Origin of the sequence: Halomonas stenophila, from assembly GCF_014192275.1 — a bacterium.
Taxonomy (GTDB): domain Bacteria; phylum Pseudomonadota; class Gammaproteobacteria; order Pseudomonadales; family Halomonadaceae; genus Halomonas; species Halomonas stenophila.
In genome coordinates this window covers 1-25232 of record NZ_JACHXR010000021.1, presented here as the reverse complement: position 1 = coordinate 25232, position 25232 = coordinate 1, and the positions used below count along the sequence as shown (strand labels likewise).

Here is a 25232-nt window from a genome sequence, read left to right as displayed (position 1 = left end):
TCAAAAACTCTCGAAGAAACAAGCACTTCTGCCACTCATCACCGCCTGCAACGTTGCCCGTCGCCGGCAGCGGATGCGTACTTTACGGCTTATCCCGGGCCCACGCAAGCCCTGCGGGGAAAAAGTTTCAGGGGCGTGACGGCGCCATGAAGCAGTGATGACACTCACCCCGCCCGCTAGACTATCCACAACCGGATTCGACCAGCACCCGTTGTGGATATGTCGTTGCTGCCGCCACAGACACGAACGCCCGCACGGGGGCGGGCGTTGGCGACATCGGGAGCGGCAGTGTCAGGCGATCGTCACCCGGGCATAGCGCTTCTTGCCGGCCTGGATGACATAGCTGCGCCCCCCGTCGAGCATGTGGTCCCGGGCCACCACCTGGCCATCGACCTTGACCCGGCCATTGCCGAGCATGTCCTTGGCCTGGGCACTGTTCCTGGTCAGCCCGGCCCGGTTGAGCACCGCGGCGATGGGGGCCTGGGCACTGCCCTCGAAATCGACTTCCACCTCGGGCAGGTCTTCCGGCAGCTCGCCCTCGGCCAGCTGGTTGCCGGCGCTGCGGTGGGCAGTGGCCGCGGCCTCCTCGCCGTGATAGCGACCGATCAGCTCGCGGGCGAGCTCCATCTTGATGTCGCGGGGATTGGCGCCGCCCTCGACGTCGCGCTTCAGGGCATCGATCTCCTCGTTGCTCTTCAGCGAGAGCAGTTCAAAGTAGCGCCACATCAGCCTGTCGGGCATGGACACCAGCTTGTTGAACATGGTGCCCGGCGCCTCGTCGACGCCCACATAGTTGCCGAGCGACTTGGACATCTTCTGCACGCCATCGAGGCCCTCGAGCAGCGGCATGGTGATGACCACCTGGGACTCCTGACCGAAGTGCTTCTGGATCTCGCGGCCCATCAGCAGGTTGAACTTCTGGTCGGTGCCGCCCAGCTCGACGTCGGCCTCCAGCGCCACGGAGTCATAGCCCTGCACCAGCGGATAGAGAAACTCGTGGATGGAGATCGACTGCCCGGACCCGTAGCGCTTCTCGAAGTCGTCGCGCTCCAGCATGCGGGCGACGGTGCTCTGCCCGGCCAGTTCGATCATGTCGGCGGCGCTCATCGCGGCGAACCACTCGGCATTGAAGCGCACCTCGGTCTTGTCGCGATCGAGGATCTTGAACACCTGCTCCTTGTAGGTCTCGGCATTGGCCTTGACCTCGGCCTCGGTGAGCGGCTTGCGGGTGACGTTCTTGCCGGTGGGGTCCCCGATGCGCCCGGTGAAGTCGCCGATCAGGAAGACCACCTCATGACCGAGATCCTGGAACTGACGCATCTTGGTGAGCAGCACGCTGTGCCCCAGGTGCAGGTCGGGGGCGGTGGGATCGAAGCCCGCCTTGATGCGCAGCTTGCGGCCGGAGGCCAGTTTCTTCTCCAGCTCGTCCTCGAGCAGGATCTCGTGGGTACCACGCTTGAGCAACGCTAGCGCGTCGGCGACATCGGACATGCTCTCCTCTCCACTCGGCAGGGCGGCCCGTGTTCGGGGCGGCGATGGACTATGGCTATGGCGGGGAATGTTATCATGCCAGCCATCGACGGTTGAGCCCTTCCCGGGAGTCCCCCATGTCCCTGTTCATCGGCCTGATGTCCGGCACCAGCCTGGATGGTATCGATGCCGCCCTGGTCGACATCGCCGCAGACACCCCGCCCCGCCTGGTGGCCACCCATGGTGCGGCGATGCCGCCCCCGCTGCGCGACGCCCTGTGGCAGCTGTGCCATGCCGAGCGAGTGAGCTTCGCCGAGCTCGCCGCCGCCGAGCAGGCCTTCTGCGAGCTGCAGGCCGAGGCGGTGGCGGGTCTGCTGGCCGCCAGCGACACCACGGCCTCGGCGATCGCCGCCATCGGCAGCCATGGCCAGACCATCGAGCATGCCCCCTGGGGCCATGGCGAGGGGCCGGCCTATACGCTGCAGCTCGACAACCCCAGCCTGCTGGCCGAGCTCACCGGCTGCCGGGTGGTCGCCGACTTCCGCCGCCGCGACCTGGCCGCGGGCGGCCAGGCCGCTCCGCTGGCGCCGGCCTTCCATGAGGCGCTGTTCCGCGCCACCGATGAGTGGCGCCTGGTGCTCAACCTGGGCGGCTTCGCCAACCTGACCCTGCTGCCCCCGGCCGGGGACGAGCGCCCGCCGCTGGGCTTCGACACCGGGCCGGCCAACGCCCTGCTGGATGCCTGGCATGCCCGCCATCGGGGCGGGCGCTTCGACGCGGAAGGCGCCTGGGCGGCCTCGGGACGAGTCGACGAGACACTGCTCGAGCGCCTGCTCGGCGAACCCTTCTTCCACCGCCCGCCGCCCCGCAGCACCGGCCGGGAGGTCTTCCACCTGGACTGGCTGGCATCGCGGCTGTCGGGCGGGGAGGCGCCGGCGGACGTCCAGGCGACCCTGGCCGAGCTGACGGCCGCCAGCGTGGCCATGGGCATCGAGATGGCGCGGGAGTCACTGGCGGCGCCCCCCGCCAGCCGCCTGATCCCCTGCGGCGGCGGGGCCCACAACCCCGACCTGCTGTCACGCCTGGCACGCCGGCTCCCCGAGACGCCCCTGGAGGACAGCCGCGGCCTGGACTGGCCCGCCGACTGGCTCGAGGCCGCGGCCTTCGCCTGGCTGGCCTGGCGCCGCCTCGAGGGCCTGCCGGGCAACCTGCCCTCGGTCACCGGCGCCGCCGGGCCGCGGGTGCTGGGCGGCGTCTACGCCCCCTGAGCGGCTACTGGACCGCCTCGGTCTAGTAGTCGTCCTCGCCGCGCAGCGAGAGGTGGCTGGCCGCCTGCTTGGCTTCGGCCAGGCCCTCGCCCCGCTCGTCGCCGTACTTGATCATCATGCGCAGGTCGTTGGCCGAATCGGCGTGGACCAGCGCCACCTCCTCGGAGATGCGCCCCTGCTTGAAGAGGTCATAGAGCGCCTGGTCGAAGGTCTGCATGCCCTGGTCCCGGGAGCGAGCCATGATGTTCTTGACCTCGGACACCTCGGCCTTGCGGATCAGGTCACCGATCAGCGGCGACTTGAGCATGACCTCGATGGCCGGGCAGCGTCCGCCATCCATCGTGGGCAGCAGCTGCTGGGCGACGATGGCGCGCAGGTTCAGCGAGAGGTCGAGCCAGACCTGCTCGTGCCGTTCGTGGGGGAAGAAGTGGATGATCCGGTCGAGCGCCTGGTTGGCGTTGTTGGCGTGCAGGGTCGCCAGGCAGAGGTGCCCGGTCTCGGCGAAGGTCAGGGCATGCTCCATGGTCTCCCGAGTGCGGATCTCGCCGATCAGGATCACGTCCGGGGCCTGGCGCAGGGTGTTCTTCAGCGCCACCTCGTAGGAGTCGGTGTCGATGCCCACCTCGCGCTGGTTGATGATCGCGCGGCGATGCGGATGCACGTACTCGATGGGATCCTCGACGCTGATGATGTGCCCACCGATGGTCTCGTTGCGCTGCTGGATCATCGAGGCCAGGGTGGTCGACTTGCCGGTGCCGGTGCCGCCGACCACGAACACCAGGCCGCGCTTGTGGTTGGCCAGCTCGCCGAGCACCGTGGGCAGCGACAGCTCCTCCAGGTGCGGGATCTCGAAGGCGATGCGGCGGATCACCATGGCCGGCTGGTTGCGCTGCTGGAAGGCGCTGACCCGGAAGCGACCCCGACCCTCCAGGCTGAGCGCGAAGTTGGCCTCGTGCTCGTCGATGAAGCGCCGGCGGGGCACCTCCGGCATCGAGGCCGTCACCAGTTCGGTGACCTGCTCGACGTTCAGCCCCTGGTCGCCCATGGGCGTCAGCTTGCCGGCCATCTTCAGCGTCGGCGGCGCCCCTACCGAGATCAGCAGGTCCGAGGCATCCTTCTCGATCATGATGTCCAGCAACTGGTACAGCCATTCTTTTGCAGTCATGTCAGGACTCCTTGACGGTCACCCGTTCAGCTCGCCAAGACGGACTTGGCCTTGGCCTGGGCCTCTTCCCGGGCCACCACGTTGTCGGCCACCAGGCGCGCCAGAGAGGCGTCGAGGGTCTGCATGCCCAGGTTGCCGCCGGTCTGGATCGCCGAGTAGATCTGCGCGACCTTGTCCTCGCGAATCAGGTTGCGCACCGCCGCGGTGGCGATGAGGATCTCGTGGGCCGCGACCCGGCCGCCGCCCTGGCGCTTGAGCAGCGCCTGGGAGATCACCGCCTGCAGCGACTCGGAGAGCATCGAGCGCACCATGGCCTTCTCGTCGCCGGGGAAGACGTCGATGATCCGGTCGATGGTCTTGGCCGCCGAGGTGGTGTGCAGGGTGCCGAACACCAGATGGCCGGTCTCGGCCGCGGTCAGCGCCAGCCGGATGGTCTCGAGGTCGCGCATCTCGCCGACCAGAATGACGTCGGGGTCCTCGCGCAGGGCGCTGCGCAGGGCGGGGGCGAAGCCATGGGTGTCGCGGTGCACCTCGCGCTGGTTGACCAGGCAGCGCTTGCTGCGATGGACGAACTCCACCGGGTCCTCGATGGTGAGGATGTGCTCGAAGCGGTTCTCGTTGACGTAGTCGATCATCGCCGCCAGCGTGGTGCTCTTGCCCGAACCGGTGGGACCGGTCACCAGCACCAGGCCCCGTGGCAGCATGGACAGGCGGCGGAAGACGTCGCCCATGCCCAGATCCTCCATGGTCCACACTTCGGAGGGAATGGTACGGAATACCGCCCCGGCGCCACGGGCCTGGTTGAAGACGTTGACACGGAAGCGCGAGACGCCCGGCACCTCGAAGGAAAAGTCGGTCTCCCAGAATTCCTCGAAGTCCCGGCGCTGGCGATCGGCCAGGATGTCGTAGATCAGCTTGCGGACCTCCCGGTCCTCCATGGCCGGCACGTTGAGCCGGCGGATATCGCCATCGACACGAATCATCGGCGGCAGACCCGCCGACAGATGCAGGTCCGAGGCGTTCTGCTTTGCCGAGAATGCCAGCAGTTCGGTAATATCCATGCGTTTCCCCCGCTCCCGGGATAAGGTGTTCTTAGTATGACAGACCTCGCGACATGACGGATCTGGTACTTTCCGATTCCCTGACCGCCGCCCGCCACCGCCTCGCGGCGGCGCTGGCCGATGCCGGCCGCGCCCCCGGCGCGGCGCGGCTGCTGGCGGTCAGCAAGACCAAACCCGCCGCCCTGATCCGCGAGGCCTGGCAACTCGGCCAGCGCGAGTTCGGCGAGAACTACGTCCAGGAAGCCCTGGACAAGCAGGCCGAGCTCGCCGACCTGGACGACATCGTCTGGCATTTCATCGGCCCCCTGCAGTCCAACAAGAGCCGCGACGTGGCTGCACGCTTCGCCTGGGTACATAGCGTAGACCGCGAGAAGATCGCCCGGCGTCTCAACGATCAACGCCCGCCAGGCCTGGCGCCGCTGAATGTCTGCCTGCAGGTCAACATCAGCGGCGAGGCCTCGAAGGCCGGGGTGAGACTCGAGGAACTGCCGGCGCTGGCCGAGGCCGTGCGGGCGATGCCCCGGCTCGCGCTGCGCGGGCTGATGGCGATCCCGGCCCCGGCAGACACCCCGGCAGCCCAGCGCGCGCCCTTCGCCCGGCTGCGCGAGGCCCTGGAGGCGCTGCGCGCACGCTTCCCGGATGCCGACCTCGATACCCTCTCGATGGGCATGAGCGGCGACCTGGAGGCCGCGGTGCAGGAAGGCGCCACCCTGGTACGACTCGGTACGGCCATCTTCGGTGAACGCCGGCGGCCTCAGACCAACGACTGATAGCTCACGACGCCGCCGGCCCGCCGGCGGTTCCACTCGTCGACCCAGACAGGACAGATCCCATGGCAAGCCAAGTCACCTTCATCGGCGCCGGCAACATGGCCAGCGCCATCATCGGCGGGATGATCGACAGCGGGTATCCCCGCGAGGCCATCACCGCCACCGCCCCCCACGAGGAAGCCCTGACCTCGATCCGCGAGCGGCTGGGTATCCATACCTCCACCGACAACGCCACCGCCGTGGCCAGCGCCGACGTGGTGGTCCTGGCGGTCAAGCCGCAGATCATGCACGACGTCTGCAGCGCCATGCGCGATGCCGTCCAGGCGCGCAAGCCGCTGATCCTCTCGGTGGCGGCCGGCCTGCCCGCGGAGACCCTGGAGACCTGGCTCGGCGGCGAGCTCGCCGTGGTGCGCTGCATGCCCAACACCCCCTCCCTGGTGGGCGCCGGGGCCGCCGGCCTGTACGCCAACCCGCGGGTCAGTGAGGCCCAGCGCCGGCTGGCCACCGAGCTGCTCGAGGCCGTGGGCCTGGTCGAGTGGGTCGAGGAGGAGGCCCTGCTGGAGGCCGTCACCGCCGTCTCCGGCAGCGCCCCGGCCTATTTCTTCCTGATGTTCGAGGCCATGGAGGAGGCCGGCGCCAGGCTCGGCCTGCCCGCGGACACCGCGCGCCGGCTGGCCATGCAGACCGCCTTCGGCGCCGCGCGCATGGCCATGGCCAGCGACAAGACGCCCGGAGAGCTCAAGCGCAACGTGATGTCGCCGGGCGGCACCACCGAACGCGCCATCGAGCACCTGGAAGACGCGGGCCTGCGCGACATCATGCAGCAGGCCATGACTGCCTGTGCCGAGCGCGCCCGGGAGATGGCCGCGGAACTCGGCAAGCGCTGAGCCGGCAAGCAAACACGCGACATGGAGGAGCCCTGATGGGCAGTCAATTGGGAAACGCCGGCCTCTTGCTGGTCAACACTCTCGTCAACATCTACCTGTTCCTGCTGATGCTGCGCTTCCTGCTGCAGGCATCCCGGGCGGACTACTACAACCCCATCAGCCAGTCGGTGGTGAAGATCACCCAGCCGGCGGTGCGCCCCTTCCAGAGCTTCCTGGGCCCGGTGATGGGCCGCTTCGACCTGGCCACCCTGGCCTGCGGACTGGTGATCAAGCTGGTGGCCATCATCGCCATCCTGCAGATCGCCGGCTACGGCATGGCCCCGGTGGATGACCTGGCCATCGGCGCCGTGGCGGCGCTGGCCAACGCCATCCTCAAGATCTACTTCTTCGCGCTGATCGTGATGATCATCCTCAGTTGGGTGGCGCCCCGCGCCAGCCACCCCGCAGCCATCCTGATCATGCAGCTGGTGGAGCCGATCATGGCCCCGGTGCGGCGGGTGATCCCCCCGCTGGGCATGCTCGACCTCTCGCCCATCGTGGTGTTCATCGCCATCAGCCTCATCGATGGTATCGTGGTGGGTTCGCTGATCCGCGCCGCCGGCATCGTCGGCGCCCTGGTCGGCCTCTGAGCCAACGCCATTACAACGACTGGACACGACACGCCCGATGACCGAGCTTCCCCGCGATTCGGTCGGCCTGGTGTCGCCCGAGAAGGCGCACTTCGACGACCCGCTTGCCCTGGCCTGCGGCAGGACGCTGCCGGCCTATGACCTGGTCTACGAGACTTATGGCACCCTCAATGCCGAGTGCAGCAACGCCATCCTGATCTGCCACGCCCTCTCCGGGCACCACCACGCCGCGGGCTACCACTCGCAGGACGAGCGCAAGCCCGGCTGGTGGGACGCCCATATCGGCCCCGGCAAGTCCATCGACACCGACCGCTTCTTCGTGGTCTCGGTGAACAACCTCGGCGGCTGCCACGGCAGCACCGGCCCCGCCAGCCTCAACCCGGTGACCGGCGAGGCCTGGGGACCCGACTTCCCGATGATGACGGTGGGCGACTGGGTGCACAGCCAGGCCCGACTGGCCGACCGCCTGGGCATCGAGCGCTTCGCCGCGGTGGTCGGCGGCAGCCTGGGCGGCATGCAGGTGCTGCAGTGGACGCTGAGCTACCCCGGGCGCATCGCCAACGCCGTGGTGATCGCTGCGACACCCAAGCTCTCGGCCCAGAACATCGCCTTCAACGAGGTGGCCCGTCAGGCCATCCGCTCCGACCCCGACTTCTTCGATGGCCACTACGCCGACCACGGCACCCTGCCCCGACGCGGCCTCAAGCTGGCCCGCATGGTGGGTCACATCACCTACCTGTCGGAAGACGCCATGGGCAGCAAGTTCGGCCGCGACCTGCGCAGCGAGGACCTCAACTTCGGCTACGACGTGGAGTTCCAGGTGGAGTCCTACCTGCGCTACCAGGGCGACACCTTCTCGACGTCCTTCGATGCCAACACCTACCTGCTGATGACCAAGGCACTGGACTACTTCGACCCGGCCGCGGCCCATGGCGGCGACCTGGCGGCGGCCCTGGCCCCGGCCGACTGCCCCTTCCTGGTGGTCAGCTTCTCCACCGACTGGCGCTTCCCGCCGTGGCGCTCCAAGGAGCTGGTCAACGCCCTGGTCCGTGCCGGCAAGTCGGTCAGCTACGCCAACATCGACTCGCCCCACGGTCACGACGCCTTCCTGCTGCCCGAACCCCGCTACCAGGCGGTGTTCGCCGCCTTCATGCAGCGCGTGGCCCGTGACCAGGGCCTGGAGGACCGCCCATGATGCGCGCCGACCTGAAACGGATCCACGACTGGGTGCCCGAGGGCGCCAGGGTGCTCGACCTGGGCTGCGGCGACGGCACCCTGCTGGCCGCCCTGGCCCGCGACAAGGGCGTCACCGGCTACGGACTGGAGATCGACCACGAGGGCATCACCGCCTGTCTCGCCCGTGGCGTCAATGTCATCGAGCAGAACCTCGACGAGGGCCTGGCCAACTTCGAGGACGACGCCTGTGACCTGGTGGTGATGACCCAGGCCCTGCAGGCCCTGCGCCGTCCCGACCGCATGCTCGACGAGATGCTGCGGGTCGCCGGGGAGTGCATCATCACCTTCCCCAACTTCGCCTACTGGCGTCACCGCGCCTACCTGGGCCTGCGCGGCTACATGCCGGTCTCCAGGTCGCTGCCCCATGCCTGGTACGACACGCCCAACATCCACCTGTCGACGTTCAATGACTTTGAACACCTGTGCCGGGACAAGGGTCTGATGATCGTCGACCGGGCCGTGGGCATCGGCGACCACGAGGGGCACTGGACCTCGCGGTGGTGGCCCAACCTGTTCGGCGAGATCGCCATCTTCCGGGTGGCCCGCCACCGGGGCTGAGCCGGCGGGATGACACACGGGGACGAATTCCGCGACAGGAGGGCAGACAGCATGACGATTCGACAGACCCTGGGTGCACTGGCTACCGGCCTGCTGCTGGCCGCGCCCCTGGCCCAGGCCCAGCAGTTCGAGCAGGTCGGCGACTACCAGATCCACTACAACGCCCTGAACACCAGCTTCATCGCCCCCGAGGTGGCGGCGGCGACGGGCATCCAGCGCAGTCGGGTCACCGGCATGCTCAACGTCAGCGTGCTGCAGGAGCAGGACGCGGGCGCGCCCCGTGCGGTGAACGCCCGGGTCGACGGCCAGGTCAGCGGCCTGACCGGCCAGCCCTTGCCGCTGCGCTTTCGCACCGTACGGGATGGCGACAGCATCTACCACATCGCCACCTTCCGCATCCACGAGGGCGAGCCGATGCGCTTCGAGCTCGAGGTGACCCCCGACCGCAATGCCGCCCCGGTCGACGTCGCCTTCACCCAGCGCTTCTATATCGACCGCTAGTGACCGGAACTAGCCTGGGAAGCGCCGCTCAACCTCGACCGGCAACGCCTCCCCGAGCGTGACGGCGCACGGCCGGCCATCCTCGAGGACGAAGCGGCAGCGGCGGGCCAGCACCTCCACGCCCAGGGCGGCGACCCGCTGCAGCGCCTCGGCATAGGCCGGGTCCAGGTGACTCGCCGGGGCCACGCTGCCGATGCCCTCGTGGGCCACGCAGAACAGCAGCACGGCGCGCTGCCCCGTGGCGGCGAGCCCCGCCAGCACCTCGAGGTGCCGGCGCCCGCGCTCGCTGACCGCGTCGGGGAAGTAGCCGTGGCCATCCGCCTCGCGCAGGGTCACCTGCTTGACCTCCACATAGGCCGCGCCGTCCCCGCTCCCCAGCCGGAAATCCAGTCGTGCGCGATGGGCGCCCTCGACCCGGGCCTCGCGCGTCAGCGGGCCCAGCCCGACCAGTTCCTCGATGTCCCCGGCCACCAGCGCCTCCTCGACGATGCGGTTGGCCCGGCCGGTGTGCACCGAGGCCAGCGCCGTGGCGCCCTCCGGTTGCGGCAACTCGATCAGCTCCCAGGTCCAGGCCAGCTTGCGCCGAGGATCGTCGCTGGGCGACAGCCACACCCGACAGCCCGGGACGTTGACCGCGCGCATGGAGCCGGTGTTGGGGCAGTGGGCAACCACCTCGCGGCCGTCGTCGAGGCGCACGTCGGCCAGGAAGCGCTTGTAGCGTCGCAGCAGGGTCCCGGGCACCAGCGCCGGATAGCGCATCTCAGGCGTCCCCCTGCCGGGCCAGGAAGCGCCCGAGGCGCGCGACGGCCTCCTCCAGCCGGGCGATGTCGGTGGTGAAGGCGATGCGCACATGGTGCTCGCCGCCCTGCACGGCGAAGTCGGTGCCCGGGGTGATGGCGACGTTCTCCTCCTCCAGCAGGTCCCGGCAGAAGGCCTCGCTGTCGTGGCTGTAGCGGGCGATGTCGAGCCACAGATAGAAGGCCCCCTGGGGCGGCAGGTCTGGCGCCAGCCCGAGGCCCGCCAGGCCGGCGAGCAGGGCGTCGCGGCGCCGCTGAAGCTCGCCGCGGCGCGCCTCCAGCAACTCGCGGCACTCGGGCGCGAAGGCCGCCAGGGCGGCGTGCTGTGCCGGGGTGGGGGCGGCCAGGAAGACGTTCTGGGCCAGCCGGGTGAGCGGCTCGACGGCCGCCTCGGGGGCCACCAGCCAGCCCAGGCGCCAGCCGGTCATGCCGAAGTACTTGGAGAAGCTGTTGACCACGAAGGCCTCGGGCGCAACGGTGGCAGCCGAGAGCGGGGCCAGCTCGTAGCAGAGCCCCTGGTAGATCTCGTCCACCAGCAGATGACCTCCCCGCCCTGCAACCTGCTCGGCGACCGCCGCGAGTCCCGCGGCATCGAGCATATGGCCGGTGGGGTTGGAGGGCGAGGCCAGCATCGCCAGCCGCGTGGCCTCGCCCCAGTGGTGCGCCACCAGGCCGGCATCCAGCTGCCAGCCACTGGCCGGCCCCACCGGCACGGCGTCGACCTCGGCCCCGGCCAGCGCCATGAAGTGGCGGTTGCAGGGATAGGTGGGATCGGCCATCAGCACCCGGTCGCCGGCCTCGACCAGCAGCTGACTGGCCAGCAGCAGGGCACCGGAAGCCCCGGGAGTGACGATGATGCGCGCCGGGTCGACGTCGGCACCGAAGTGGCGGGCATAGTGCCCGGCGATGGCCTCGCGCAGGGCCGGCAGCCCGGCGGCCGGGGTGTAACGGGTCTGGCCCCGGGCCAGCGCCTGCTGGCCCGCCACCAATATCGGCTCGGGTGTGGGAAAGTCCGGCTCGCCCACCTCCAGGTGAATGACATCATGACCCGCGGCCTCCCGGGCCTGAGCGGTCTCCAGCAGGCTCATCACGCGGAAGGGGGCAACGGCGTCGAGGCGTGAACTCCAGGGCATGAGGGTCTCCTTGCACGGTACGGGCTGGCCCGTCGACGACATGCCAGCGTGGCGGGCATCTTTCCGACCTGCCATAGTCAAACCCTGCATGTTACGACTTTTGGAGTGCCGACGCAGTCCTCACCCAGGGAGGTGTTGCAAAGCGCGAGTTTTTTCGCTAAACAAGCATCCCTTTGGCGTGAGATACCTTAGCACCGCGGCGGGTATTGATCAGCAGTCACTCAAGTAACGAGGCAGTCCCATGCCAGTAGCAGAAAAGAAGATGGAAGCGCCCAAGAAATTCACCCCGTACGAGCCGGCGCCGGGTGAAGAGTACATGAACGAGAAGCAGCTCGAGCACTTCCGACAGATCCTGCTGGGCTGGAAACAGGAACTGATGGAGGAGGTCGACCGCACGGTGCGCCACCTGCAGGAGGAGGCGAACAACTACGCCGACCCGGCCGACCGGGCGACCCAGGAGGAGGGCTTCAGCCTCGAGCTGCGCACCCGCGACCGCGAGCGCAAGCTGCTCAAGAAGATCAACGAGACCATCGACAAGATCGACGAGGACGACTACGGCTTCTGCGACGCCTGCGGCGTCGAGATCGGCATCCGCCGCCTCGAGGCCCGTCCCACCGCGACCCTGTGCGTCGACTGCAAGACCCTGGCCGAACTCAAGGAGAAGCAGCTCGGCGGCTGAGGTCCCGCGCCGCTGCCGGCCTCACGACGGGCACCCCCGGGTGCCCGTCCGCATGTTCGCCCTCTCGCCCCGGAGCCGTCCATGAACGCCTACCGCGGCCGCTTCGCCCCGACGCCCTCGGGGCCCCTGCACTTCGGCTCGCTGATCGCGGCCCTGGCCAGCTTCCTCGACGCCCGCCGCCGCAACGGTCATTGGGGGGTCCGCATCGAGGACATCGATCCGCCGCGCTGCCCCCCCGGGGCCGCCGACACCATCCTGCGCCAGCTGGAGGCCTTCGGCCTGCACTGGGACGGCCCCGTGACCCGGCAGCACGACCGCGACGCCGCCTATGCAACGGCCCTGGCGCGTCTCGAGGCGCTGGGTCTGGCCTATCCCTGCAGCTGCTCGCGCCGGCAGTGGCGGGCGTATCCGATCTACCCGGGCTGGTGCCGCGGGGGCGTCAGCGAGCCCGGCAAGCCGGTGGCCTGGCGGCTGCGCAGCGACCTGGGACGACGCCCGGTCACCTGGCAGGACCGGCTGTTTGGCCGCCAGTCCCTCGACCCGGCCGCCCTCGGCGACGTGGTGCTCAAGCGCAAGGACGGCCTCTGGGCCTACCAGCTGGCCGTGGTGGTGGACGACGCCGAGCAGGGCATCACCGATGTGGTGCGCGGCGCCGACCTGCTCGACAACACGCCCTGGCAGCGCCAGCTGCAGGCGGCCCTGGGGTTGCCGACGCCCCGCTACCTGCACCTGCCGTTGATCCTCGGCGGCGACGGCCAGAAGCTGTCGAAGCAGAACATGGCCCCGGCCCTGCCGGAGGCGGACGCCGCCGTGCGTCCCCTGCTGCACCGCGCCCTGGACGTCCTGGACCAGGCCCCGCCCGCCGAGCTGGCCATCGCCCCGGTGGCGGAGCAGCTCGACTGGGCCATCGCCCGCTGGGAGCCGGAGTGCCTGCGCGCCGAGTTCGAGCGCACCCTGCCGGACGACGCCGCCACGCCCTGAGGAGAGCCCCGTGTACGTCTATCGCATCATGCTGTTCCTGGTCTTCGGCGGCTACCTGCTCTCGCCGCTGCTGATGAGCGGCTGGGGCAGCGCCGGCGTCGCCTGGTACCGCCCCTTCGTCATCTGGGGGGTGCTGATCGCGCTGACCCTGTGGCTGGAACAGAAACGCAAGCTCGACGAGCGGCGCTAGGGCGCGTTAACCCTCGTCCGCCGATGGCGTTGCTGTCTCACCAGGCGTCAGGCCAGGCGACGGCCGCCGTCAAGGGTGGTTCCCTTGACCAGGCCGTCAACGCCGCATGACGCCTGGTGAGGCGCAACCCGAAGGGCCGGGCCGGTGGCTGCGCAGCTCTTTGTTATTCACGACTCATTTAGCACCACCAAACCACGTCGTTCATGCCGCGATCTGCACAACCACCGGCTCCGGCGCAACGTGCGTGCGATGGTTAACGCGCCCTAGGGAGACACCTCGATGAGTGTGAGCCTCGCCAGCCTGTCGGCCCTCGGTGTCGGCTACCTGCTGCTGCTGTTCCTCTGTGCCCTGGCCGTGGAACGCGGCTGGCTGCCGACGCGCCTGGTCCGCCATCCGGCGGTCTACACCCTGGCACTGGGCGTCTATGCCAGCGCCTGGGCGGTCTACGGCAGCATCGAGCAGGCCAGCCGCAGCGGCTTCGGCTACCTGGCCTACTACCTGGGCGCGGCCGGGGCCTTCCTGCTCGCCCCGGTGCTGCTGGTGCCCATCCAGCGCATGACCCGCACCTACCAGTTGGCCTCGCTGGCCGACCTCTTCGCCTTCCGCTTCCGCTCGCGCTGGGTCGGCACCCTGATCACCCTGGTGAGCCTGCTGGCGGTGCTGCCCCTGCTGGCGCTGCAGGTGCAGACCATGGGCAATGCCATCCACCTGCTGTCCGGGGCCGGCTCCCCGGAGTGGCTGGCGCTCGGCTTCTGCAGCCTGATCGCGCTGTTCGCAATTCTCTTCGGCGCCCGGCACAGCCATCTCAACGCCCGCCATGACAGCCTGCTGGCGGCGATCGCCTTCGAGTCGGTGGTCAAGCTCGGCGCCATGCTGGCCCTCGGCGCCTTCGCGCTCTACGGCATCTTCGACGGACCCGCCGACCTCCAGGCCTGGCTCGACGGCCCGGGTCATCCCGCCCAGGCGGAGACCGCCCACCTCGACCCCGCCCAGTGGCGCACCCTGCTGCTGCTGTTCTTCGCCGCGGCCTTCCTGATGCCGCACATGTTCCATATCACCTTCGCCGAGACCCTCAGCCGGCGCACCCTGCTCCAGGCCGGCTGGGCCCTGCCGCTGTTCCTGCTGCTGATGGCGCTGCCGGTACCGCTGATCCTGTGGGGCGCCCAGCGACTGGGCGTCGACACCGCCGACCCCGCTGCCGCCTACCTGGCCTTCACGCTCTCCTCGTCCTGGTGGGTGGGCGCGCTGGCCTTCATCGCCGGCCTGGCCGCGGCCAGCGGCACCATGATCATCATCTCCCTGGCGCTGTCGGGGATGATTCTCAACCACCTGGTGCTGGTGGCGCATCCGCCCATCGCCCAGCCCGACCTCTACCGCTGGCTGCGCTGGCTGCGCCGGGGGCTGATCGCCGCGGTGATCCTCGGCGGCTGGGTGTTCTACCGCACCGTGGGCGTGCACCACGACCTCTCGACCCTGGGCCTGGCCTCCTTCATCGGCATGGCCCAGTGCCTGCCCGGCATGCTGGCGCTGCTCTACTGGCCCGGGGCCAACCGCAAGGGCATGGTCTCCGGCCTCACGGCGGGCGTGCTGGTGTGGCTCGCCGGGCTCTGGGTGCCGCTGCTCAGCCCGTTCCCGCCGCTGGTGATCCTGCCCCCGGGCCTCGAGGTGCTGGCCAATGAGCCCGACTGGTACGTCGTGACCCTGGTCTCGCTGGCCGCGAACATCCTGACCTTCATCCTCGTCTCCCTGGCCACCCGCACCTCGGCCGGCGAGCGCGCCGCCGCCGAGGCCTGCTCGGTGGATGCGGTGATCCGCCCCATGCGCCTGCCGCTGGTGGCCGCCAACGGCGAGGAGATCAAGCATCACCTGGCCCGCGCCCTGGGCGAGGAGGTCGCCAACCGCGAGGTCGACCGCGCCCTGACGGCGCTCAAGCTGTCGCCGCTGGACGGCCGGCCCTATGCCCTGCGCCGCCTGCGCGACCGCATCCAGGCCAACCTCTCCGGCCTGATGGGGCCCTCGGTGGCCCAGGACATCGTCGACCGCTTCCTGCCCTATCGCCAGGACGGTCCCGATGCCACCGAGGACATCCACTTCGTCGAGAGCCGCCTGGAGGCCTATCGCTCGCGGCTCACCGGCCTGGCCCGGGAACTCGACGGCCTGCGTCGCTACCATCGGCGCACCCTGACCCGCCTGCCGGTGGGGCTGTGCGCCTTCGGCGAGGATGGCGAGCTGCTGATGTGGAACGACGCCCTGGCCGAGCTCTCCGGCATCGAGGGTGAATCGGTGATCGGCGCCCACCGCGACACCCTGCCGCCACCCTGGAACGCCCTGCTCGGCCAGATCCTGGCCGAGCCCGCGAGCCACCTCTACAAGCAGCCGGTGACCCTGGCCAAGGGCCTGCGCTACCTGAGCCTGCACAAGGCCGAGCTGCACGAGGACCGGCACGAGCCCGGCGGCAACGTCATCCTGGTGGAGGATCACAGCGAGATGAAGTGGCTGGAGGACGAGCTGGTGCACGCCGCCCGCCTGGCCTCGATCGGCCAGCTGGCCGCCGGGGTGGCCCACGAGATCGGCAATCCCATCACCGGCATCTCCTCGCTGGCCCAGAACCTGCGCTACGACACCGACGACCCCGCGCTGCTCGAGACCGCCGACCAGATCCAGCAGCTCACCGACCGGGTCTCGCGGATCGTCGGCTCGCTGGTGGGCTTCGCCCATGGCGGGCGTCACGTGGCCGGCACCCCCTTCGCCCCGGTGTCGATGGCCGCCGTGACCGACGAGGCCCTGCACTTGATCCGCCTCGCCCGCTCGGGGGAGGATGTCCACTACGAGAACCGTTGCCCGCCGGCCCTCGAGGTGCTCGGCGACGGCCAGCGCCTGCAGCAGGTGATGATCAACCTGGTCGGCAACGCCCGCGATGCCAGCGACCCGGGCGGCCGGGTGGTCATCGATGCCGAGCCCCGGGCGGGCTGGCTGCTGGTCAGCGTCACCGACGAGGGCCACGGCATCGACGAGCGGGTGCGCGATCACCTGTTCGAGCCCTTCACCACCACCAAGCCAGCCGGTGAGGGCACGGGCCTCGGCCTGCCGCTGGTCTACAGCATCGTCGCCGAGCATGGCGGCCAGATCGAGATCGAGTCCCCCCCCGCCGAGCAGGCAACCGGCACCCGCATCCAGTTGTGGCTGCCGCTCAACCAAGAGGATGGTGAATCCCCCGATGAGTCGGATCCTGATCGTTGAAGACGAAGCCATCATTCGCAGCGCCCTGCGGCGGCTGCTGGAGCGCCATGACCACACGGTCAGCGAGGCCGGCGCCGTGTCCGAGGCCCTGGACCTCGATCCCCAGCGCTTCGACCTGGTGATCAGCGACCTGCGCCTGCCCGGCGACCCCGGCACCGAGCTGATCGCCCGGGCCGCGCCGGTGCCGGTGCTGATCATGACCAGCTACGCCAGCATGCGCTCGGCGGTGGAGGCCCTGAAGCTCGGTGCCGTGGACTACGTGGCCAAGCCCTTCGACCACGACGAACTGCTCGAGACCGTCGCCCGGGTCCTGCACCAGCAGGCCACCCAGCGCGCCGAGCCCCCCGACATCACCGAGCCCGGCGGCCAGCGCCAGACCATGATCGGCAACTGCCCGGCCATGCAGGCGGTCTACACCCGCATCCGCAAGACCGCCCCGGCCGACGTCACCGTGCTGATCCAGGGCGAGTCCGGCACCGGCAAGGAGCTCGTCGCCCGGGCCATCCACCAGCAGAGCAAGCGCGCCGCGGCCTCGCTGGTCTGCGTCAACTGCGCCGCGATTCCCGAGACGCTGATCGAGTCCGAGCTGTTCGGCCACGAGAAGGGCGCCTTCACCGGGGCCAGCGCCGCGCGCACCGGCCTGGTGGAGGCCGCCGACGGCGGCACCCTCTTCCTCGACGAGATCGGAGAACTGCCCCTGGATGCCCAGGCCCGCCTGCTGCGCGTCCTCCAGGAGGGCGAGATCCGCAAGATCGGCTCGGTGGAGACCCGCCACGTGGACGTGCGCCTGATCGCCGCCACCCACCGCGACCTGCGCGCCCTGTCGAAGACCGGCGAGTTCCGCCTCGACCTCTACTATCGTCTCAACGTGATGCAGATCGACCTGCCGCCCCTGCGCGACCGCGAGGACGACATCCTGGAGATCGCCGACGTGCTGCTCGACAAGGCCTGCCGGCGACATGACCGGGAGGGACTGCGGCTGTCCCGCGCCGCCCGGCGGGTCATCCGCGACTTTCCCTGGCCGGGCAACGTGCGCGAGCTGGAGAATGCCCTCGAGCGCGGCGTCATCCTCGCCGAGGGCCACCTGATCCACCCCGACGACCTGGGGCTCTCCCCGGGACCGCGCCCGACCCCGGCGCCCCGCCCCCCCGAGCCGCCGAGCCGCGCCGCTGGGCCGACGGCGAGCGGCGGCGAGTCCCACGGCGAGGAGGAGCCGACGCCCGACGAGGAGGACCTGTCCCTGGAGGACTACTTCCAGCACTTCGTGCTCGAGCACCAGGACCAGATGAGCGAGACCGAGCTGGCCCAGAAGCTGGGCATCAGTCGCAAGTGCCTCTGGGAGCGCCGCCAGCGCCTGGGGATTCCCCGCAAGAAGGGGCCGAGGCGCAGCGCCGGCTGACGGCTTGCGCAACGCCTCGCCCGCGTCAACCCGACCAAAGTGCTAGCGCCCGCGATTCCTGCCGCGGGCGCCGTTCTTGGGGTCCCGGCGAGCTCATCTGCACCATCTGTTACCTTCCCACACACCCCTTGCCCCAGGATGGCGCCGATGGGGTAACACAAGGCCCGCTCGCTCGGCGCGCCCATAGAGAGGCTAATCACAACATCATGTTTTTAAAGCACTTTTCATATTATGGCACGGCCGCTGCAACATTACAGGGCAAGAAAAACAATTTCCGGATGTCACCCGCGACCCCCAACAACAACAAGGTCGAGGCGAGGTGACTGGGGCCCGACCCGCCAACAACAACAAGACCCCGGGCCCGCGACATTTCGAGCGCGATGTCGACAACAAGCACAACAGCGACACAGAGCGCGAGTCCTTCGAGGTCAACAACAACAACACGCTCGAAGCCCGGAACCAGGACGCGACGCACCGCCACCGGCTACCAACAACAACAAGGGCCGCCGTGGTGCACCCCCGTCAACAACAACAAGACGTCGGGGGAAGGCATGCTCCCATGCCGTCGTGGTTGGATTATTGTTTTGAATACGAGGCGGTCGCCGTCAGGAGCGTCAACAACGACAACAACATTGCTTGCCTGAAAACTCCTTGGTGACTGTGGTGCGTATTCAAGGCGATGCGCCATCACGAAGAAGAATCAGCAGCAGGGATGCTGCACCTTGCTTGACGGGGGAGGCCAATGGCCTCCCCCTTTGCTTGTGTCGCCCGCTGCCAGAGGCGCCCATGCTTTGCAAGGTGTCGGCCGTCCGCTACACTCAACGCTTTTCGTACCCCCGCGAGTCGATAACGCCGCATGATCAAAGGTTTTACCCGCTTTCTGCAGAGCCCGGGCGAGCACATCAGGTCGCTGTTCGGCCCTCAGGATGCGTCGGCCGGCAACCCCGTGCTTCGCATCATCCCCCGCCAGGAGCATCCGGTATCGCGCCAGCACTTCAGCGATGCCGCGCTCAAGGTGCTCTACCGGCTGCACAACGCCGGGCACGAGGCCTTCCTGGTCGGTGGCTGCATCCGCGACTCGCTGCTCGGCCGCATGCCCAAGGACTTCGACGTGGCCACCGACGCCACGCCGGAAGAGGTCCGGGAGCTGTTTCGCAACTCGCGCCTCATCGGCCGCCGCTTCCGCATCGTCCATGTCCGCTTCGGCCGCGAGGTGATCGAGGTCACCACCTTCCGCGGCAGGCCCGGCGACGACCATGGCGACCATATCGCCCAGCAGTCCGACGACGGCATGCTGCTGCGCGACAACGTCTGGGGCAACATCGAGGAAGACGCCCTGCGCCGCGACTTCACGATCAACGCCCTCTACTACAACATCGCCGACTTCTCGATCCACGACTTCGCCGACGGCGTACGCGACATCGAGTCGCGTACCCTGCGGCTGATCGGCGATCCGGCGACGCGCTATCGCGAGGATCCGGTGCGCATGCTGCGCGCCGTGCGCTTCGCCGCCAAGCTCGACTTCCACCTGGACCCGGCCACCGAGGCGCCGGTCCACGAACTCGCCCCCCTGCTGCTTCAGGTGCCGCCGGCCCGGCTGTTCGACGAGGTGCTCAAGCTGTTCATGAGCGGCCATGGCGTCGAGACCTTCCGACTGCTGCGCGACTACGGCCTGTTTTCCATGCTGTTCCCCGCGGCCGATGAGGCCATGGTCGAACTGGAATGGGCCGAGCCGCTGGTGGAACGGGCCCTGGCCAGCACCGACCGCCGCGTCCACGAGGAGCGCCCGGTGACCCCGGCCTTCCTCTTCGCCGCCCTGCTCTGGGGACCGGTACAGCTGCGCCAGCAGGCCTTCGAGGACGACGGCATGCCGCCGATCCCGGCCCTGCAGGCGGCCTCTCAGCAGGTCATCTCGCGCCAGCTGCAGCACGTCGCCATTCCCAAGCGCTTCAGCCTGCCGATGCGCGACATCTGGGACCTGCAGCAGCGCCTGCCGCTGCGCCGCGGCAAGCGGGTCTTCCAGACGCGCGAGCACCCGCGCTTCCGCGCCGCCTACGATTTCCTGCTGGTCCGCGAGGCCGCCGGCGAGCTGGCGCCCGGACTCGGCGACTGGTGGACCGCCTTCCAGGACGCCGACGAGCACGAGCAGCGCCGCCTGCTGAGCAAGGTGGGCGCCGATCCGGCCGGCAGCGGCGCCCCGCGCAAGCGTCGTCGCCGCCGCCGCAAGCCGCGCAAGCCCCCGACCGACGAATGAGGCAGCGGCATCTCGCCTGGATCGGCCTGGGCAGCAATCTCGACGGCCCCCACGACCATGTCGAGCGCGCCCTGGACGAACTCGACGCCCTGCCGCTGACCCGCCGTCGGCGAGCCTCGCGGCGCTATGCCAGCCGTCCGGTCGGCCCCGCCGACCAGCCGGACTTCGTCAATGCGGTGGCCGAGCTGGAGACGCGCCTGTCGCCGCTGGCCCTGCTCGACCAGCTGCAGGCCCTGGAACAGCGTCACGGCCGGGTCCGCGCCCGCCGCTGGGGGCCCCGGACCCTGGATCTCGACCTGCTGCTCTACGATGACCGGCAGCTGTCGACGCCACGGCTGACCCTGCCCCACCCGGAGATGGTGCGGCGCGCCTTCGTGCTGGTGCCCCTGGCCGAGTTGGCCCCGGGGATGCGCCTGCCGGATGGTCGCCGGGTCGATGCGCTGGCCGAGACCCTGGACCGCGGAGGCCTGCGCCAGGTGTTACCCTCGCCCTGAGGGCACCGCGCATGGTGTTACCTATCGACACCTCTGCCGGGTTCGGGTAACAATTGCGCGTTACACAGAGGGCCCCGACGCCCCATCGACGACACGAGAGCACGCCATGAGAACCGTCACCCTGAGCACGCTGCAGTCCCTCAAGCGCGCCGGTGAGACCTTCAGCTGCCTGACCGCCTATGACGCCACCTTCGCCCATGCCGCCCATCAGGCCGGGGTCGAGGTGCTGCTGGTCGGGGATTCCCTGGGCATGGTCCTGCAGGGGCACGCCAGCACCCTGCCGGTGACCCTGGAGGATGTCTGCTATCACACCCGTTGCGTGGCGCGCGGCAAGGGCGCGAGCCTGCTGATGGTCGACCTGCCGTTCATGAGCAACGCCAGCACCGAGCGCCTGCTGCAGGACGCCGGCGAGCTGATGCGCGCCGGCGCCGAGCTGGTCAAGGTGGAGGGCGAGGCCTGGATGGCCGAGGGCATCCGCGAGCTGACCCGCCGCGGCGTGCCGGTCTGCGCTCACCTGGGGCTGACCCCGCAGACCGTCTACCAGCTCGGCGGCTACAAGGTGCAGGGCCGCGATGCCGACCAGGCCAGCCGCATCCTCGAGGACGCCCGCACCCTGGTCGAGGCCGGTGCCTCGGTGATCCTGCTCGAGTGCGTGCCGGCGAGCCTGGGCCGCGCCGTGGCCCAGGCCCTCGCGGTGCCGGTGATCGGCATCGGCGCCGGCCCGGACGTGGACGGCCAGATCCTGGTGATGCATGACGTGCTCGGCGTGACCGGCGGACGCAGCCCGCGCTTCGTGAAGAACTACATGGCGGAGGCCGACGACATCCAGGACGCCTTCCGGCGCTACCACGAGGACGTCAAGGCGCGGCGTTTCCCCGCCGAGGAGCACTGCTTCTGATGCTTACCCTGCACGCGATCCCGGCGCTGCGCGAGCGCCTGGCCGCGCACCGTCGCGCGGGCCGTACCATCGGCCTGGTGCCGACCATGGGCAACCTCCACGACGGCCACCTGGCGCTGGTCGCCGAGGCCCGGCGCCGGGCCGACGTGGTGGTGGCGACGATCTTCGTCAACCCCATGCAGTTCGGTCCCGGCGAGGACCTGGACGCCTACCCGCGCACCCTGGCCGAGGACCAGGCACGGCTCGAGGCGGCCGGCTGCGACCTGCTGTTCGCCCCCGACGAGGCCACGGTCTACCCTCGCGGCCTCGCCGCCCAGACCCGGGTCAGCGTCCCGGACGTCGCCGAGGGGCTGTGCGGCGGGGCGCGACCCGGCCACTTCGATGGCGTGGCCACCATCGTCACCATGCTCTTCAACCTGGTGCAGCCCGACGTGGCCTGCTTCGGCGAGAAGGACTACCAGCAGCTGGCGGTGATCCGCCGCCTGGTGGCCGACCTGCACCTGCCGGTGGCGGTGGTCGGCGTGCCCATCGTGCGCGCCGCGGACGGGCTGGCCCTGTCGTCGCGCAACGGCTACCTGAGCGACGCCCAGCGCGCCGTGGCGCCCCGCCTGCACCAGACCCTGGTCGAGCTGAGCCAGGCCCTGGAGGCCGGCGAGGCGCCGGCCGCGGCCCTCGCGACCGGCCTCGCCCGCCTGCGCGAGGCGGGCTTCGCCCCCGATTACCTGGAACTGCGCGCCGCCGACCTGAGCCCGGTCGTCGAGACGACCCGCGAGGCCGTGCTGCTGGTGGCGGCGCGTCTGGGCCCGACCCGACTGATCGACAACCTGTCGCTGACCCTGCCCCGCTGAGGACCCGGCCACCGCCACGAAAGGAATGGCTCCCCTGCAGACCACCCTGCTCGAGGCCAAGCGGCACGTGGCCCGCCCCCAGGCCGTCCTCGACGAGGAGGGCTCCTGCGCCATCCCCGTCCAGCTCGCCCGAGCCGTGCCGGGGCGCGGCTCCTCCCTCTCTCGCCTATACTGAAGTTCCGCACTTTTCCTCTCACCGGGGGATTGCCGCAGTGCACAAGCGTCCCCTATGCTGAATGGACGCCCGTCCGTTGAACTTCAGGAGTAACCCCATGCAAGAAGTGGTGATCGTTGCCGCGCGCCGTACCGCCGTCGGCTCCTTCGGTGGCTCCCTGGCCAGCGTCCCCGCCAGCGACCTCGGCGCCCATGTCATCAAGGACATCCTGTCCGGTACCGGTGTGGCCCCCGACCAGGTGGACGAGGTCCTGCTCGGTCAGGTCCTCACCGCCGGCACCGGCCAGAACCCGGCGCGCCAGGCCTCCATCAAGGCCGGCCTGCCCGATGCCGTCCCCGCCATGACCATCAACAAGGTCTGCGGCTCCGGCCTCAAGGCCCTGCACCTGGCCACCCAGGCGATCCTCTGCGGGGATGCCGAGCTGATCCTGGCCGGCGGGCAGGAGAACATGTCGCTGTCGCCCCACGTGCTGCCCAACTCGCGCACCGGCCAGCGCATGGGGGACTGGAAGGCCATCGACTCCATGGTCCACGACGGCCTGTGGGACGCCTTCAACGGCTACCACATGGGCATCACCGCGGAGAACCTGGCCGAGAAGTACGGCATCACCCGCGAGGCGATGGACGAGTTCGCCGCCGCCTCCCAGCAGAAGGCCACGGCGGCCATCAAGGAAGGCAAGTTCAAGGGCCAGATCGTCCCGGTGGAGATCCCCCAGCGCAAGGGCGACCCGCTGGTCTTCGACACCGACGAGGGGCCCCGTGACGTCACGGCCGAGAAGCTCGGCACCATGCGTCCTGCCTTCAAGAAGGACGGTACCATCACCGCCGGCAACGCCTCCTCCATCAACGACGGCGCCGCCGTGGTCATGCTGTGCTCCGCAGAGAAGGCCAAGGCCCTGGGGCTGGAGCCGCTGGCCCGCATCAAGGCCTACTCCAACGCCGGTGTCGATCCCTCGATCATGGGCATCGGGCCGGCTCCGGCGACTCGCCGCTGCCTGGAGAAGGCCGGCTGGAGCCTCGACGACCTGGACCTGGTCGAGGCCAACGAGGCCTTCGCCGCCCAGGCGCTGTCGGTCAACAAGGAGCTCGGCTGGGACACCGACAGGATCAACGTCAACGGCGGGGCCATCGCCCTGGGCCACCCCATCGGCGCCTCCGGCTGTCGCATCCTGGTGACCCTGGTCCACGAGATGATCGCCCGGGACGCCAAGAAGGGCCTGGCGACGCTGTGCATCGGCGGCGGCCAGGGCGTGGCGCTGGCCATCGAGCGCTAGGCCGGCCTGCCAAGGCGGGCCGGCACCGACGGCCCGACCCCCGGCATGTCCTCACGGAAAGCCCCCGCCTCGGCGGGGGCTTTGTCGTGTCAGGACCGTCCCACCACCCGCGACGGGGTCCGGACGACGATCCCCGCGGCGAGGGTGAACAGGCCACCGGCGGCCAGCAGCACGCCCGACAGGCCGATGCCGTCCACCACCTGGCCGCCGGCCAGGGCGCCGACGCCGATGGCCAGGTTGAAGACGAAGGCCATCAGCGCGGTGGCGGCCTCGGCATTGGGCGCACTCTTGAGGATCCAGGTCTGCAGGCTGACCGAGATGCTGCCGAACACCGCCCCCCACAGCATCAGCAGGGCGATCGCCATGGGGGCCTGGCGGCCCAGCCAGGGGAAGGCCAGGGTCGCGACGGCGAGCAGCACCGGGATGACCAGCACGGTGCGATAGGGATGTCGCCCGGCGGCGCTGCCGGCGAGGAAGTTGCCCGCCAGCCCCGCGCCGCCATAGAGCAGCAGCAGGCCGCTGACGCTGGCCAGGGGAATCCCGGCGATGTCCTGCAGGATCGGGCTGATGAAGGTATAGGCGGCGAAATGGCCGACCACGATCAGCGCGGTGACGCTCACCCCGACCCGCACGCCGCGGCTGGCGAACTGCCCGCCCAGGCTGGCCAGGCGCACCGGCTGCCGAGCCGGCAGGCGCGGCAACAGCGCCCACAGGGCCAGGGTCACCGCCAGGCTCAGGCCGGCCAGGGCGGCGAAGGCGATGCGCCAGTCGGTCTGCTCGCCGAGCCAGGTGCCCGCCGGCACCCCCAGCACCGAGGCGCCGGCCACGCCGCTGAAGATCACCGCCATGGCCCGGGGCACCTGCTCCAGCGCCACCAGGCGCGACGCCAGCCCCCCGGCGATGGCCCAGAAGCCGCCGATGCACACGCCCACCAGCACCCGGGTGGCCAGCAGCACGGCGAAGCTGCCGGCCACGGCACCCAGCAGGCTGGCCAGGGTCATCAGTGCCATCAGGCCGGTCAGCATCAGGCGCCGATCCAGTCGCCCCACCGCCACCGGCAGCAGCGGGGCGGCGAAGGCCGCCACCACCCCCGGCACGGTGATCAGCAGCCCGGCCACGCCCGCCGTCACCGACAGCGCGCCGGCCACCTGGGAGAGCAGGCCGATGGGCAGCTGCTCGGCGGTGACCAGCAGGAAGATGCCGACCATCACCGCCGTCACGCCCAGCCAGTCGGTAAGCGAACGGCGAACACCTCTTGTCAGTGATCAGGCATTGTGCTGCCAGTGCTGAGGCAGGAGCTCGTGGAGCTGGCTGGCCTTGTGGGTC

Annotated in this window: 25 protein-coding genes; 19 read left to right on the top strand and 6 right to left on the bottom strand. The window is 69.8% G+C overall.

The annotated features are described in order from the left end of the window. Nucleotides 1-291: 291 nt before the first annotated feature. Nucleotides 292-1491 carry a tyrosine--tRNA ligase gene (gene tyrS, locus FHR97_RS19745; protein ID WP_183385502.1) on the bottom strand — a complete coding sequence of 400 codons (1200 nt, stop codon included), beginning with the start codon at nucleotides 1489-1491 and terminating at the stop codon, nucleotides 292-294. A gap of 116 nt (nucleotides 1492-1607) precedes the next feature. Here tyrS and FHR97_RS19740 point away from each other — a divergent pair, with 116 nt between their 5' ends. Beyond that, nucleotides 1608-2738, top strand: coding sequence for an anhydro-N-acetylmuramic acid kinase (locus FHR97_RS19740; RefSeq protein WP_183385501.1), 1131 nt, complete (start codon nucleotides 1608-1610; stop codon nucleotides 2736-2738). 22 nt (nucleotides 2739-2760) lie between these two features. On the opposite strand, the gene FHR97_RS19735 is transcribed toward FHR97_RS19740, so the two are convergent. Together FHR97_RS19735 and FHR97_RS19730 are read right to left on the bottom strand one after the other, a co-directional pair. Then, the gene (locus FHR97_RS19735; protein WP_183385500.1) at nucleotides 2761-3903 is read right to left on the bottom strand and encodes a PilT/PilU family type 4a pilus ATPase; all 1143 of its coding nucleotides are present in this window, start codon (nucleotides 3901-3903) and stop codon (nucleotides 2761-2763) included. Nucleotides 3904-3929: 26 nt separating this feature from the next. Then, nucleotides 3930-4964 carry a type IV pilus twitching motility protein PilT gene (locus FHR97_RS19730; RefSeq protein ID WP_183385499.1) on the bottom strand — a complete coding sequence of 345 codons (1035 nt, stop codon included), beginning with the start codon at nucleotides 4962-4964 and terminating at the stop codon, nucleotides 3930-3932. Between the two features lie 53 nt (nucleotides 4965-5017). Here FHR97_RS19730 and FHR97_RS19725 point away from each other — a divergent pair, with 53 nt between their 5' ends. The 6 genes from FHR97_RS19725 to FHR97_RS19700 all read left to right on the top strand — a co-directional run bounded on the left by FHR97_RS19725 (nucleotide 5018) and on the right by FHR97_RS19700 (nucleotide 9545). Beyond that, the gene (locus FHR97_RS19725) at nucleotides 5018-5734 is read left to right on the top strand and encodes a YggS family pyridoxal phosphate-dependent enzyme (RefSeq protein ID WP_183385498.1); all 717 of its coding nucleotides are present in this window, start codon (nucleotides 5018-5020) and stop codon (nucleotides 5732-5734) included. A gap of 62 nt (nucleotides 5735-5796) precedes the next feature. After that, complete coding sequence (proC, locus tag FHR97_RS19720) at nucleotides 5797-6621, top strand: pyrroline-5-carboxylate reductase (RefSeq protein ID WP_183385497.1); 825 nt, start codon at nucleotides 5797-5799, stop codon at nucleotides 6619-6621. A gap of 35 nt (nucleotides 6622-6656) precedes the next feature. Further along, the gene (locus FHR97_RS19715; protein ID WP_183385496.1) at nucleotides 6657-7250 is read left to right on the top strand and encodes a YggT family protein; all 594 of its coding nucleotides are present in this window, start codon (nucleotides 6657-6659) and stop codon (nucleotides 7248-7250) included. A 37-nt stretch (nucleotides 7251-7287) separates the two neighbouring features. Continuing rightward, on the top strand, nucleotides 7288-8445 hold the full coding sequence (metX, locus tag FHR97_RS19710; protein ID WP_183385495.1) for a homoserine O-succinyltransferase MetX: 1158 nt from the start codon (nucleotides 7288-7290) through the stop codon (nucleotides 8443-8445). Continuing rightward, nucleotides 8445-9044, top strand: a complete 600-nt coding sequence (metW, locus tag FHR97_RS19705; protein ID WP_183385504.1) for a methionine biosynthesis protein MetW — start codon at nucleotides 8445-8447, stop codon at nucleotides 9042-9044. Before metX ends, metW begins: the two co-directional genes overlap by 1 nt. 51 nt (nucleotides 9045-9095) lie before the next feature. Continuing rightward, nucleotides 9096-9545, top strand: a complete 450-nt coding sequence (locus tag FHR97_RS19700; protein WP_183385494.1) for a DUF4426 domain-containing protein — start codon at nucleotides 9096-9098, stop codon at nucleotides 9543-9545. A gap of 9 nt (nucleotides 9546-9554) precedes the next feature. Here FHR97_RS19700 and sfsA read toward each other — a convergent pair whose 3' ends face one another. Both sfsA and FHR97_RS19690 read right to left on the bottom strand, forming a co-directional pair. Continuing rightward, on the bottom strand, nucleotides 9555-10304 hold the full coding sequence (gene sfsA / locus FHR97_RS19695; RefSeq protein ID WP_183385493.1) for a DNA/RNA nuclease SfsA: 750 nt from the start codon (nucleotides 10302-10304) through the stop codon (nucleotides 9555-9557). Between the two features lies 1 nt (nucleotide 10305). Then, on the bottom strand, nucleotides 10306-11475 hold the full coding sequence (locus tag FHR97_RS19690; protein ID WP_183385492.1) for a pyridoxal phosphate-dependent aminotransferase: 1170 nt from the start codon (nucleotides 11473-11475) through the stop codon (nucleotides 10306-10308). Between the two features lie 241 nt (nucleotides 11476-11716). Here FHR97_RS19690 and dksA point away from each other — a divergent pair, with 241 nt between their 5' ends. From dksA to FHR97_RS19630, 12 genes are all read left to right on the top strand, one after another. Continuing rightward, nucleotides 11717-12154: an RNA polymerase-binding protein DksA gene (gene dksA, locus FHR97_RS19685; RefSeq protein WP_183385491.1), complete on the top strand. Its 438-nt coding sequence runs from the start codon at nucleotides 11717-11719 to the stop codon at nucleotides 12152-12154. Between the two features lie 81 nt (nucleotides 12155-12235). Beyond that, nucleotides 12236-13135, top strand: coding sequence for a tRNA glutamyl-Q(34) synthetase GluQRS (gluQRS, locus tag FHR97_RS19680; protein WP_183385490.1), 900 nt, complete (start codon nucleotides 12236-12238; stop codon nucleotides 13133-13135). A gap of 10 nt (nucleotides 13136-13145) precedes the next feature. After that, the gene (locus FHR97_RS19675) at nucleotides 13146-13325 is read left to right on the top strand and encodes a hypothetical protein (protein WP_183385489.1); all 180 of its coding nucleotides are present in this window, start codon (nucleotides 13146-13148) and stop codon (nucleotides 13323-13325) included. 279 nt (nucleotides 13326-13604) lie between these two features. Next, nucleotides 13605-16565 carry an ATP-binding protein gene (locus tag FHR97_RS19670; RefSeq protein WP_183385488.1) on the top strand — a complete coding sequence of 987 codons (2961 nt, stop codon included), beginning with the start codon at nucleotides 13605-13607 and terminating at the stop codon, nucleotides 16563-16565. Then, entirely contained in the window at nucleotides 16543-17964 is a 1422-nt protein-coding gene (locus FHR97_RS19665; RefSeq protein WP_183385487.1) for a sigma-54-dependent transcriptional regulator, read from the top strand. Before FHR97_RS19670 ends, FHR97_RS19665 begins: the two co-directional genes overlap by 23 nt. A 319-nt stretch (nucleotides 17965-18283) precedes the next feature. After that, a complete protein-coding gene (locus FHR97_RS19660; protein WP_183385486.1) occupies nucleotides 18284-18622 on the top strand; it encodes a hypothetical protein in 339 nt (112 codons plus the stop codon). Between the two features lie 198 nt (nucleotides 18623-18820). After that, nucleotides 18821-20218, top strand: coding sequence for a polynucleotide adenylyltransferase PcnB (gene pcnB, locus FHR97_RS19655; protein WP_183385485.1), 1398 nt, complete (start codon nucleotides 18821-18823; stop codon nucleotides 20216-20218). After that, nucleotides 20215-20712 (top strand): 2-amino-4-hydroxy-6-hydroxymethyldihydropteridine diphosphokinase, encoded by a 498-nt coding sequence (gene folK / locus FHR97_RS19650; protein WP_183385484.1) that lies wholly within the window; start codon nucleotides 20215-20217, stop codon nucleotides 20710-20712. Before pcnB ends, folK begins: the two co-directional genes overlap by 4 nt. Nucleotides 20713-20818: 106 nt before the next feature. Beyond that, nucleotides 20819-21610 carry a 3-methyl-2-oxobutanoate hydroxymethyltransferase gene (panB, locus tag FHR97_RS19645; protein ID WP_183385483.1) on the top strand — a complete coding sequence of 264 codons (792 nt, stop codon included), beginning with the start codon at nucleotides 20819-20821 and terminating at the stop codon, nucleotides 21608-21610. After that, nucleotides 21610-22458, top strand: a complete 849-nt coding sequence (panC, locus tag FHR97_RS19640; protein WP_183385482.1) for a pantoate--beta-alanine ligase — start codon at nucleotides 21610-21612, stop codon at nucleotides 22456-22458. Before panB ends, panC begins: the two co-directional genes overlap by 1 nt. A 25-nt stretch (nucleotides 22459-22483) precedes the next feature. Further along, the gene (locus FHR97_RS19635) at nucleotides 22484-22633 is read left to right on the top strand and encodes a hypothetical protein (RefSeq protein WP_183385481.1); all 150 of its coding nucleotides are present in this window, start codon (nucleotides 22484-22486) and stop codon (nucleotides 22631-22633) included. A 97-nt stretch (nucleotides 22634-22730) separates the two neighbouring features. Further along, a complete protein-coding gene (locus FHR97_RS19630) occupies nucleotides 22731-23906 on the top strand; it encodes an acetyl-CoA C-acetyltransferase (protein ID WP_183385480.1) in 1176 nt (391 codons plus the stop codon). A gap of 89 nt (nucleotides 23907-23995) precedes the next feature. On the opposite strand, the gene FHR97_RS19625 is transcribed toward FHR97_RS19630, so the two are convergent. Further along, entirely contained in the window at nucleotides 23996-25114 is a 1119-nt protein-coding gene (locus FHR97_RS19625; protein ID WP_183385503.1) for an MFS transporter, read from the bottom strand. Nucleotides 25115-25232 lie beyond the last annotated feature (118 nt).

Excerpts from the sequence above, each read along its gene's own strand:
- tyrS (WP_183385502.1), bottom strand. The coding sequence starts at position 1,491 with ATGTCCGATGTCGCCGACGCGCTAGCGTTGCTCAAGCGTGGTACCCAC.
- FHR97_RS19740 (WP_183385501.1), top strand. The coding sequence starts at position 1,608 with ATGTCCCTGTTCATCGGCCTGATGTCCGGCACCAGCCTGGATGGTATC.
- FHR97_RS19735 (WP_183385500.1), bottom strand. The coding sequence starts at position 3,903 with ATGACTGCAAAAGAATGGCTGTACCAGTTGCTGGACATCATGATCGAG.
- FHR97_RS19730 (WP_183385499.1), bottom strand. The coding sequence starts at position 4,964 with ATGGATATTACCGAACTGCTGGCATTCTCGGCAAAGCAGAACGCCTCG.
- FHR97_RS19725 (WP_183385498.1), top strand. The coding sequence starts at position 5,018 with ATGACGGATCTGGTACTTTCCGATTCCCTGACCGCCGCCCGCCACCGC.
- proC (WP_183385497.1), top strand. The coding sequence starts at position 5,797 with ATGGCAAGCCAAGTCACCTTCATCGGCGCCGGCAACATGGCCAGCGCC.
- FHR97_RS19715 (WP_183385496.1), top strand. The coding sequence starts at position 6,657 with ATGGGCAGTCAATTGGGAAACGCCGGCCTCTTGCTGGTCAACACTCTC.
- metX (WP_183385495.1), top strand. The coding sequence starts at position 7,288 with ATGACCGAGCTTCCCCGCGATTCGGTCGGCCTGGTGTCGCCCGAGAAG.
- metW (WP_183385504.1), top strand. The coding sequence starts at position 8,445 with ATGCGCGCCGACCTGAAACGGATCCACGACTGGGTGCCCGAGGGCGCC.
- FHR97_RS19700 (WP_183385494.1), top strand. The coding sequence starts at position 9,096 with ATGACGATTCGACAGACCCTGGGTGCACTGGCTACCGGCCTGCTGCTG.
- sfsA (WP_183385493.1), bottom strand. The coding sequence starts at position 10,304 with ATGCGCTATCCGGCGCTGGTGCCCGGGACCCTGCTGCGACGCTACAAG.
- FHR97_RS19690 (WP_183385492.1), bottom strand. The coding sequence starts at position 11,475 with ATGCCCTGGAGTTCACGCCTCGACGCCGTTGCCCCCTTCCGCGTGATG.
- dksA (WP_183385491.1), top strand. The coding sequence starts at position 11,717 with ATGCCAGTAGCAGAAAAGAAGATGGAAGCGCCCAAGAAATTCACCCCG.
- gluQRS (WP_183385490.1), top strand. The coding sequence starts at position 12,236 with ATGAACGCCTACCGCGGCCGCTTCGCCCCGACGCCCTCGGGGCCCCTG.
- FHR97_RS19670 (WP_183385488.1), top strand. The coding sequence starts at position 13,605 with ATGAGTGTGAGCCTCGCCAGCCTGTCGGCCCTCGGTGTCGGCTACCTG.
- FHR97_RS19665 (WP_183385487.1), top strand. The coding sequence starts at position 16,543 with ATGAGTCGGATCCTGATCGTTGAAGACGAAGCCATCATTCGCAGCGCC.
- pcnB (WP_183385485.1), top strand. The coding sequence starts at position 18,821 with ATGATCAAAGGTTTTACCCGCTTTCTGCAGAGCCCGGGCGAGCACATC.
- folK (WP_183385484.1), top strand. The coding sequence starts at position 20,215 with ATGAGGCAGCGGCATCTCGCCTGGATCGGCCTGGGCAGCAATCTCGAC.
- panB (WP_183385483.1), top strand. The coding sequence starts at position 20,819 with ATGAGAACCGTCACCCTGAGCACGCTGCAGTCCCTCAAGCGCGCCGGT.
- panC (WP_183385482.1), top strand. The coding sequence starts at position 21,610 with ATGCTTACCCTGCACGCGATCCCGGCGCTGCGCGAGCGCCTGGCCGCG.
- FHR97_RS19635 (WP_183385481.1), top strand. The coding sequence starts at position 22,484 with ATGGCTCCCCTGCAGACCACCCTGCTCGAGGCCAAGCGGCACGTGGCC.
- FHR97_RS19630 (WP_183385480.1), top strand. The coding sequence starts at position 22,731 with ATGCAAGAAGTGGTGATCGTTGCCGCGCGCCGTACCGCCGTCGGCTCC.
- FHR97_RS19625 (WP_183385503.1), bottom strand. The coding sequence starts at position 25,114 with ATGGTCGGCATCTTCCTGCTGGTCACCGCCGAGCAGCTGCCCATCGGC.